Annotated in this window: 8 protein-coding genes; 1 reads left to right on the top strand and 7 read right to left on the bottom strand. The window is 61.4% G+C overall.

Annotated features, from left to right (window positions below; genetic code table 11):
- The coding region (locus QZ951_RS20315) for an aconitase family protein (RefSeq protein WP_293003980.1) at nt 1-780 on the top strand (780 nt) is incomplete at its 5' end.
- A gap of 233 nt (nt 781-1,013) precedes the next feature.
- On the opposite strand, the gene QZ951_RS20320 is transcribed toward QZ951_RS20315, so the two are convergent.
- From QZ951_RS20320 to QZ951_RS20350, 7 genes are all read right to left on the bottom strand, one after another.
- A complete protein-coding gene (locus QZ951_RS20320; protein WP_366944002.1) occupies nt 1,014-1,445 on the bottom strand; it encodes an N-acetylmuramoyl-L-alanine amidase in 432 nt (143 codons plus the stop codon).
- An 85-nt stretch (nt 1,446-1,530) separates the two neighbouring features.
- Entirely contained in the window at nt 1,531-2,976 is a 1,446-nt protein-coding gene (locus tag QZ951_RS20325; RefSeq protein WP_293003982.1) for a TolC family protein, read from the bottom strand.
- On the bottom strand, nt 2,973-4,031 hold the full coding sequence (locus QZ951_RS20330) for a biotin/lipoyl-binding protein (RefSeq protein ID WP_293003984.1): 1,059 nt from the start codon (nt 4,029-4,031) through the stop codon (nt 2,973-2,975). Before QZ951_RS20330 ends, QZ951_RS20325 begins: the two co-directional genes overlap by 4 nt.
- Nucleotides 4,028-5,755 carry a hypothetical protein gene (locus QZ951_RS20335; protein WP_293003986.1) on the bottom strand — a complete coding sequence of 576 codons (1,728 nt, stop codon included), beginning with the start codon at nt 5,753-5,755 and terminating at the stop codon, nt 4,028-4,030. The genes QZ951_RS20330 and QZ951_RS20335 overlap by 4 nt, the downstream gene beginning before the upstream one ends.
- A 968-nt stretch (nt 5,756-6,723) precedes the next feature.
- The gene (locus QZ951_RS20340; protein ID WP_293003988.1) at nt 6,724-6,984 is read right to left on the bottom strand and encodes a hypothetical protein; all 261 of its coding nucleotides are present in this window, start codon (nt 6,982-6,984) and stop codon (nt 6,724-6,726) included.
- Between the two features lie 67 nt (nt 6,985-7,051).
- Nucleotides 7,052-7,603, bottom strand: coding sequence for a hypothetical protein (locus QZ951_RS20345; RefSeq protein WP_293003990.1), 552 nt, complete (start codon nt 7,601-7,603; stop codon nt 7,052-7,054).
- 936 nt (nt 7,604-8,539) lie between these two features.
- Nucleotides 8,540-8,989, bottom strand: a complete 450-nt coding sequence (locus QZ951_RS20350) for a hypothetical protein (protein WP_293003992.1) — start codon at nt 8,987-8,989, stop codon at nt 8,540-8,542.
- Nucleotides 8,990-9,121 lie beyond the last annotated feature (132 nt).

Consider the following 9,121-nt stretch of genomic DNA (forward strand, 5'->3'; position numbering starts at 1 on the left):
TCCGCCGCCGGCTGCACGATCAAGCTGAATCAGGCCCCGGTGATCGAGTACATGAACTCGAACATCTTCCTGATGAAGAACATGATCGCCAACGGCTACAAGGATGCCCGCACCTTGGAGCGCCGCATCAAGAAGATGGAAGAGTGGCTGGCCAAGCCGAGCCTGCTCGAAGCCGACAAGGACGCCGAGTACGCCGCCGTCATCGAGATCGACCTCGCCGACATCAAGGAGCCGATCGTCTGCTGCCCGAACGATCCGGACGATGCGAAGTTCCTGTCCGAAGTCGCCGGCACCAAGATCGACGAGGCCTTCATCGGCTCGTGCATGACCAACATCGGCCACTTCCGCGCCGCCGGCAAGCTGCTGGAAGGCAAGAAGGACATTCCGGTGCGTCTGTGGGTCGCCCCGCCGACCAAGATGGACGCCGCGAAGCTCACGCAGGAAGGCGTCTACAACACCTTCGGCACCGCCGGCGCGCGGACCGAAATGCCGGGCTGCTCGCTGTGCATGGGCAACCAGGCGCAGATCAAGGAAGGCTCTACCGCCATCTCGACCTCCACCCGCAACTTCCCGAACCGCCTCGGCAAGAACACCAACGTGTTCCTCGGCTCGGCGGAGCTCGCGGCCATCGCCTCGAAGATGGGCAAGCTGCCGACCGTCGCCGAGTACCTCGCCGAGATGGGCATCGTCACCAAGGCCTCGGATCAGATATACCAGTACCTGAACTTCAACCAGATCGATGAGTACATCGAGACGGCGAAGGAAGTGACGGTGGCCTGAAGCGGCTGGCGTCGCAGGTCGGAATGACTGCGACGGCTCGATCTGGAAGCCCGTCAGTGAGAACTGGCGGGCTTCTTCGTTGTTGCTGGCGTTTCATCGGCGTTCGCGTTCGCGTCCGGGCTCGCCGCGTCCGGGCAGCGCTTGCACGGTCGGCAATGCAGGGACTCTTCCCTACCCGCACCGTTCAGAAACGATGCCGATGGCCGACAGTAGGCGCCGATACCGCCCGAACGTCAGCTCCGCCCGAGAATGCGTCCGCGAACGCTGTTCATCGGGAACAGCGGACCGGGGTCGATTTTCCGGATCGGGGCAATGTCGTCATGACCCAGGACATCGGTGAACCCATACTTCTGGTTCAGCAATTGTCCGACTGCAGTCACGGTCGCGATCTGAACGTCCGTGTATTCATGCCAGCCAGTCGATTCAGACTCGTTCTGGTGTCTTGCAACCGTGACGTCCGCAGCGGGAATCAGCTGCTTCGATTCGGTGAGCCACTGGCCATCCGACCGCTTCCGCAGCTTGCCCGCGTTGACCAGTTCGATCCCGATCGAGCACTGGTTCAAGCCCGACAACAGTCCCCACTGGCTGACCCCGGCATGCCAGGCACGTTGGTTGAAAGGAATCAGTTGGACGATACTGCATCGGAAAAGTCTTCCCCGCGACAGCGAACCGCTGTCAGGACTTTTCCTTCGACATCCGTGCGTGAAGCGCGCGGCTCAGCCATCAGCGCGGCAGCCGATCATCAGGCCCTCAGCTCCCCCCGAGCCCCAGCGGCTCGCGCTGAACGGTCGCGGCGTAGAAATCCGCCAGCGCGCCGAGATAGCGCAGGTGGGCTTCGATCTCGCGAACCCGGGCGTTGGCGGCCGCTTCTTCACGCAGGTTGACGAGGAAGAAGTCGCTGGCACCTTCGGCAAAGCGGTCGCGCTCGGCGCGCGACAGCACATCGGCCTGCTCCACTTCCTGCGTTGCCAGATCGACAAAGCGGTAGGCGGCCGACAGGTCGTTGGCCAAAGTGCGGATTTCGACGTCGATGCGCTCTTCGAGCAGGCGGCGATCGAGATCCAGCCGTGACAGGTTGGCCTGCGCGGCATCGATCTGGCCGCGTGCCTTGCGGGTTTCGATCGGGATGGTGACGTCGAGCCGGACGATGGCATCGGTGCCCACGCGCGTCGGATCGCCGCTTCCGAAGTCCCGGGCAGCTTCGAGGTTCAGGTCGATCCGCGGCTTCAGCTGATTCTTGCCGAGCGCCAGATTCAACCGTTCGCGTTCGATGTCGGCTGCCAGCACGCCCACTTCCGGCCGCGCCCGCAGTGCGGCGCGAATCGCGGCATCGATGCTGCCCGGGTCGATCGCCGCAGGCGGATTCGGCCAGCGGCGCGGCAGTTCCGCTTCCAGCGGCAGGCGCGGCGTGCCGTCGGCTTGACGCAGGTACAGCGACAGCTTGTTGGCGGCCGCCACCAGCTTGCGCTCGGCTTCCACGACAAAGCCGCGTCGCCGCAGGATGTACTGGCGATTCTCGTTCAGATAGACGCTGGCGAGGTCGCCCTCCTGAATGCGGATGTCGAGACCTTCGTTGCGCGCTTCCGCCAGCTGCAGCAGGTCGCGGTACACCGCCAGCGCCTCGCCGGCGGCGATCCAGTCGGCATACGCGGTCATCGCGTCGTGCTGCACGCGGACCCGCGTCAGCATCGCGTCGAGCTCGGACTGATCGAGCGCGATGCGGCTGTCCCGAAGCTTGGCGCGGCGTTCGTCGATGTCACGGTCGCGCAGCAGCGAGAAAACTGCGCCGATCTTGATCTCGCCGGCATCCAGCGTGAACGCCTCGTCCTCGTAGATCGGGAAGTCGCCGCCGGATACCTTGTAACCGCCGTAGATGCTGCTGCTGAAGTCCGCGAACGGCTGCACGACCTTGGCGCTGGTGTAGCGGCCGTCGTAATAGCCGCTGAGCCGGCTGCGGCTGGTCTGCTCGGCGTACGGATCGAACGCGCCTTGGCTCGACAACAGCTTGCCGGCCTCGGCGCGCACCTTCTCGCGTGCCGCCAGCACCTGCGGGTAGCGTTCACGGCTGCTGCTCAGCACCGCGTCGAGCGTCAGCGGAACGACGGCCGATGTCGCTGCCGGCGCGGTCGCAGTGTCGGCCCGCACCGCGAAGGCCAATGCCAGACCGGCGCAGAACGCCGAGACGCGGCGAATCACTTCGCGGCTCCGCCGCCGGTGCCGTTGGCGGTGACGGCAGGCGTCGGTTCCGGCGGGAAATAGTTCAGCTGGCGCCAGATCTCGTAACCGAGCTTGACCTCGTTCAGCAGCACCCAGCCCTGGGCGCGGCCGCCAAGACGCAGGAAGCGCTCGTCCGGCCACGGCTCGCCAGGCTTTTCCGCAACCACGACGCGATAGCGGCCGTTGGCGGACACCGCCGGATCGACGAACTGCACCACACCCGGAAACGTCCCGACGGCCACTGACGGCCAGCCGCTGAACTGCACGGCCGGCCAGCCTTCGAAGCTCAGTCGCACCTCTCGACCCGGCGACACCAGCACGGCGTCCAGCCCGTTGACGAACAGTTCGGTCGCCCGCTGGGTTGCCACGGGTGCGAAGCTGACCAGCACCTCGCCTTCCTTGACGAAAGTCGACGTATCGCCGCCGAAGATCTTCAGGATCGTGCCGTCACGCGGGGCGATGACCAGCTGCGTCTGCTGGCGCGACACGGCGGTTTCGGCCTTCACGAGATCGGCGACGGCACCGGCCTCCGAGGCCTTGAGCTCGCGCCAGCGGATGTTCGCCGCTTCCAGATCGCGCTTGGCGGCGAGCCCCTTGTCGAACAGGCGCTGGCGACGCTCGACATCGATCAGCGCGATTTCGCTCGCCACGCGCCGGGCTTCCAGCCGCGCCTTGGCGGCATCGACCTCGGCCTGCAGACGTTCGGTGTAGTTCGGATCGTTGTCGGTCAACTCGACCAGCGGGTCGCCCTTGTTGACCTTCGCGCCTTCCTGCACGTGCCAGCGCTTGATCCGGCCGCTCAGCGATGCGGTGACCGACTGCACGCGGTTGGTCGGATCCAGCGCGATGATCTGCCCGGAACCGGGCGCGGTCTGGATCCACGGCGTCACGCTCATCACCACGACGAGCAGGACGAGAATCAGCACGATCAGCCGGGCGAAGCCACGGGTCGGTTTCGGTGGCTCCAGCGCCTCCACGGTCTGGAACGGCGCGGTGTACGCCGCATCGAACTTCGGGGTCTGCGACTCGCTCATGAGATCACTCCGGCGGCGTCATGAGGCAGCGCCCGAGGGGCTGGCGTTGGCGGCGGCAGGCTGCGGACGTCATCGAACCAGCGCTGTCGCGTGGCGGTGATGTCGAGCGCTGCGTCGAAGCCGATGATGTCGGCGCGTCGACTGAACTGCAGGTAGGTCAGGTCCGGCTGGCGACGCACGGCGTCAAGCACCGCCTGACGCTGGGCCAGCGACAGCCTGTCGGCGACCGGCGTGACGATCAGCAGTCGCGGTCGATCCAGCAGCGCCGAAGCGATCCGGAGCAGCAGCATCTGTTCCGGCGTCAGCGGATCACCGCAACGGGCCAGTACGGTATCGAGCCCGTTCGGCAGGCGATCCACCGCAGCGGAAAGGCCAAGCACATCAAGCACTTCGCGCATCGCGCTGCGGGTGACCGACGAATCGCCAAGGCCCAGGTTTTCGGCAATCGAGCGTTCCAGCGGTTCGGTGGAATCGACCACCAGCACCGCTTCACGCAGCTGATGCAGATGGATGTCGCCGATCTCCGCCGGGCCCAGTTGCAGACGCCCAGACAGCGGCGTCCGGTGCCGGCGCAGCATCGCCAGCAGGGCATCGCGCAGTTCGTCGTCCTCGCAATTGACGAAGACCTTGCGGCCGGCCGGAACCGTGAAATCGAAGCGCGCCGTGCCATCGCCCACGGCGATGCTCGCGCCGTCCAGTCGCAGACTGACCGCGCCTTCCGGCACCGGTTCGCCGTCGGTCGCGTCCTCCAGTTCAAGCTCGAGAAACTCGCCGAGCTTGTCGACGGCCGCACACAGCTCGTAATAGTTGTCGAGCAGCGCCGGCAGGCGGGTCAGTGAATAGAACACCGCCGCAAAGATCAGTTCGGCCGCCACCAGCTGACCCAGCGTCAATTCGTTGATGATCACCAGCCAGCCACCGACGCCGAGCAAGGCCGCGCTGGCCACGGCATAAAGCCCGAAGTAGCCCACCGTCTGCGCCAGCTTGTGGCCGAAATGCTTGCGGTGCGCGCTGGCATAGCCCGCGATCAAGGCTTCGGCTTCGCGCGTGGCGTAGCGGATTGTCCGGGTGGACTGGAACGATGGATGCACCCGCGCCAGCTCTTCCAGCCAGCGCGCGACCTTGAACTTCGCCTTCGACGCGTACACCTTGCTGTGGATCGCGCGGCTGACCCAGATTTTCCAGATCAGCCAGACCATCACCAGCAGCACCGCGCTGAACACCACGAACGCCGGGTGATAGCCCGACACCACGATGATGCCGACGATTGCCTGCATCAGAATCGCCGAGCCGTTGAGCACGATCGTCGGCACGTTTCGCTGGACGCTGACGATCTCGAAGAAGCGGTTGGCCAGTTCTTCGCGGTTCATCCGTCGACCGGCAGCCACGGCGCTGTGCACGCTGCGCAGCACGATTTCCTGGGTGTAGCGGGCGAAGAAGCGGCGTTCGAAGCGATCCATCAGATGCGCCTGCACGACGTACAGCGCGCCGTACATGCCAAGCAAGGCGAACAGGATCAGCGACAGCACCACCACCGGCTGCAGCAGCGCCGTGTTCGATACCGTGGCAATCAGCACCTGCACCGACAGCGGTACAGCCAGCGTCAGCACCGACGTCGCGATGCTGTAGATCGCAGCCAGCCAGTAAAAGGACTTCTCGGGGCCCAGGATGGCCTTGAACAACGCGCGGCGGCGCGCGTTGGCGGTCAATGGATCGTCGGTCACAGCGAAAGTCGAGCGGCAGGCTTCCCCAAAATCTGGGGCATCGACGCCCCGACTCAAGGGCAACCCGGCAACCGCGCGCGGACCCGTTCGTCCATCCGACATCCGGCGCGCCGCCCGGAGCCGGCATCCCGCACCCGCCGCCTGTCACAGTCGACAACTGCGAGTTGTGATCAACCTGTCAACGCGGGTTGCCGAAGCAGAGCGCGTCACCTGCTCTGTCGACACTTGGCCCCGGCTGACGGCCAGATGACAGCGAATTGCTCGCGTTCGCTGCCAGCCGAAACCGTCATCCACGGCCGGCCCGTCCGGGCTTGGAACTGCACGACTACAGAGAGACCAAGCGTGGGGGATCGCTTGGAATAGTCGTGCGCTCAATCAAGAAAAAATAGCGACGAACCTCAACTGACAGCACGTACGGCCAAGAAAACAGTAAAGGACGATGCAGAATACTGAAAGGAAAAAGAACTTGAAGTTGGAAGCCAGACTCGCAAACTCTTATAAAGAGGCAATTTCCATAGTTGACGGAGAAAAAGCGCCAACCCCTTGAGCCGGATACGAAACGATACCTTCTTCCTCGAATTGATACTTTTTGACTGTATCGTCTTCCAAGTTGCAGCCATCCATCGACCGCCGATAGTAACGCGCATACGGACACCCATGCAGCGACAAACACCGGAACGAACAGATGGAGCGGGATTTGCTGGTCGTGCATCAATGTCTCTTTGTCGTCCAACGCTCCAAGTCAGCCGACGCGAAGCCAAGGCGAATGCATTGCGGGCGACTGCAGTACATCGCTAGCCATGCTGCGCTCTCCATTCGTTGAATCGTTGATCCAATAGCGGCCTCAGACGATCAAAGTTAGCCCATGTGTCTTCGACCGAATAAAGGTCTTCAACGTCAGCACCCAGTAGCGCTTCGTAGTCTTTAAGATATTGCCCTTTCTCAAAGTCGAAGTAACTACTGGCGTATCAGTTCCCGTCGTCGTTCAAGTCTTCGTCCGTGAACTTGCCGTCGCAGACTTCGTAGAAGAATACGCCCGGCGTGACCGTACGCGTTTGTAGCTTCTGAATGTCTACAGTAAAGCCCTCGACGTGAATTGAACCTGCAAGTCCAGACAGAAAGGCCCAAGCCACGAACATGCCGGTGTGGGTAGCGCCGGCCTCTTGCGGCAGATGCTTCGGAAAATTATCCGCACCATAGTGCCAAGAGGCATCGTCGTATTTCGTCATGGCAAACGCCTGAGCTCACCTGCGACCCTGACGGCGCAAAGCGGCGGCGGGGACGTCGGAGTGGAATTCATTGTTGGGCATACGCCGCATGATTGAAGTTGATGAATGGGTCTTCCTCTTCTCTTAGATCGCCCCAGTTGAAACCGTATCTTTCCTCTCCGGGTAAGTTCATGGGGAGTTTGACTCGAAAATGACCACCGATAGCTGACTCCATACCATCGTCAGTGTCATAGCTGTAGCCAGGACCTATGCTGATGCTTTTGCTAGACGGCGAGTAGTCTTCGTCATGAAACTGAGCGCTCAAAAGTGCGACAAGACCACACATTGCATCGATAAGAGCGTCGAATGTAGCTAGGTGGAATGAGCCGTGGCGATCATGTTTTGATTTGTTGTAGGCCCTGTACCACTGCAAGGTGCTACCCGAATCCCAAGCAGAGAAAGGACGCCGAATTTCGTGAGAGCCATGCCACCCAGGAATCCGCACTTCATACGAGGACAAGAAATGTGAGTGGTTGACCAGCTTGTAGTCGCCCATATTCAGATCACCGCTATTTTTGAGATAAGAGTTCTCGAACAAGATAGCTGTGAAATTCGCTTCTACTTCTACGCAAGCGCGCATCAGTAACTGCTGAATGCGATGTGAGTACGTGCCGAGATTTGAGGACGATGGCTCGACATATGCGAAAAGATCCTGCAGATCTTTCTGGAGCAGCAAAAAGGCCCGTACATAGTGCTGCGGATCTCGCGCAAATCTCCGATGTAGGAGGTATTGCCAATGCCCGCCATTTCCATAGCTTCCGTCTGCAAGCTGGCGGCAAGTCCGCCTATAGGGTCTTAAGAGAGCCATTTTCTTTATGCCCAACGACCAGGTTAAGCCGCGGCCTTGCCGTAGCGCAGCGGAGGCGAGGACGTCGGCTTGAACCGCTAGTTATGCCTACTGCGCTCATTGGCTACCGCGCGGCTCGAATCTACGATTCTCTTGACGTTCAACTTCGGCTCGGATTGCTTTTATACCGTCATCATTTAGGAGCGCACGCGTAGCTGGACTTGAGCACTCGTTCTTAGAAGCGTCGATGAACACGGCAATAGGACCGACAAAATACTTTGCGCCATCCATAAGGTATTGGCGCTTCCCGATCCATTGATTGTCGTAGCATGCCTTGTCTCCGCCAGACCGCCATTCACGGAGCAGTTCGACCCGCCTATAGCCGGTACCGCCTCCGGTTCGGGCTTGAGTTGTCACAGGCGCCCACTCGCATTGACCTTCATTGATCTCAAAGCAAACAAACGGACGACGCTCGGGCTCGCCGTGTGTCCAGCCTTTACCCTCGTACCACGTCACGGCCATTGACGACCGAAGAACGTCTTCCTCAAGATACACCACAAGGCCTAGACAAATTTCATCGTTGGTTAGTGCGGACACGGACATTTCCCTCAAGTGGGTACATGTTTGTGGGCATAACGCCCGCGATCAGCCGCGGTTGCGCCGCACAGTACAGACTCTCCAGTGCCGAACCAAGGCACGGGCGGCGTAACCGTCGGCTGCATCAGCTGGTTAGCCCGGTCGCTCAACTCGGAACCCTGAGTGCTTCAAGACTCGTTCGCACAGCTCAATGAATTGCTGGTGAGACATGTCGTTTTTCGCATCGTTGGAACGCCAGCTGCAGATCTTGAAGCTGGCTTCGGTCGCTTCCGCAGTGACGTGGTCTACCGTGGGCAAAAGAGCAAACCCTGCCTTGTAGGCGTGACGCCCCTTCTGAGAGTCTTCGTTTTTGTAAGTGCTCATCAGGTGCCAGTGCAGCTTTTCCCCCGTGTAGGCATCTACACCGTCAGAATGCATCACTGCCGCGTGAATAGCTTCACGGTAGGCACTGCCCGAGCACGTATGCCCGCGCTTACGGTCGCGTTTCACATGCGCGTTGGCTTTGCGGACAAGCCAACGCTCGTAGGCACCGGGCGTGACGACGCCCTCAAGGAACGGCGGAATTGTGTACTTCTTTGGCATAAGGGCTAACGAGCCTGTAGAAAAACGTCGGAATCGCACACGCCCCTATCTATTTCTGACTCTGGAGCGCAACTCGAGCAACTCAGCGTCCAGATTTCGTTTTGGTGAAGGATAGGCATCACGGCGACCGAG

This window comes from Nevskia sp., assembly GCF_021732705.1.
Taxonomy (GTDB): domain Bacteria; phylum Pseudomonadota; class Gammaproteobacteria; order Nevskiales; family Nevskiaceae; genus Nevskia.